Source organism: Pelagicoccus sp. SDUM812005, from assembly GCF_031127875.1.
Taxonomy (GTDB): Bacteria; Verrucomicrobiota; Verrucomicrobiia; order Opitutales; family Opitutaceae; genus Pelagicoccus.
Window position 1 is genome coordinate 1 of sequence record NZ_JARXIA010000097.1, and the last position, 377, is coordinate 377.

1 pseudogene is annotated in these 377 nt (G+C 67.4%); it reads left to right on the top strand.

The window, feature by feature from the left end:
• A pseudogene (locus QEH57_RS25045) lies at positions 1 to 377 on the top strand (hypothetical protein); the annotation flags it as partial.

The window sequence follows — 377 nt, forward strand, 5'->3', positions numbered from 1 at the left end:
GCGGCCTCGATACTGACCGCCGCCGACAAGGCGCCCATCGAGCTGGAGTACCCGGCTCCCTTCCTCTCCGGCACGCCCGTGCCCATCGTGTTGCCCAACCTGGAGTCCCCCGACGCCCCCCAGCCCAAGGTGCTGGCCCCGGCCGGGGTCTCCAACATCGCCTTCGAGAAGGAAGTCACCTCCTCGGACGACTTCCCGATCATCGGGGAGCTGGAGCTGGTGACCGACGGAGACAAGGAATCGGAGGAAGGCTACTTCGTGGAGCTGGCCCAGGGCCCGCAATGGGTGCAGATCGACCTCGAGCGCGAGGCGACGATCTACGGCCTCGGGCTGTGGCACTTCCACACGCAGAAGCGCGCCTACGTGGACGTGGTGGT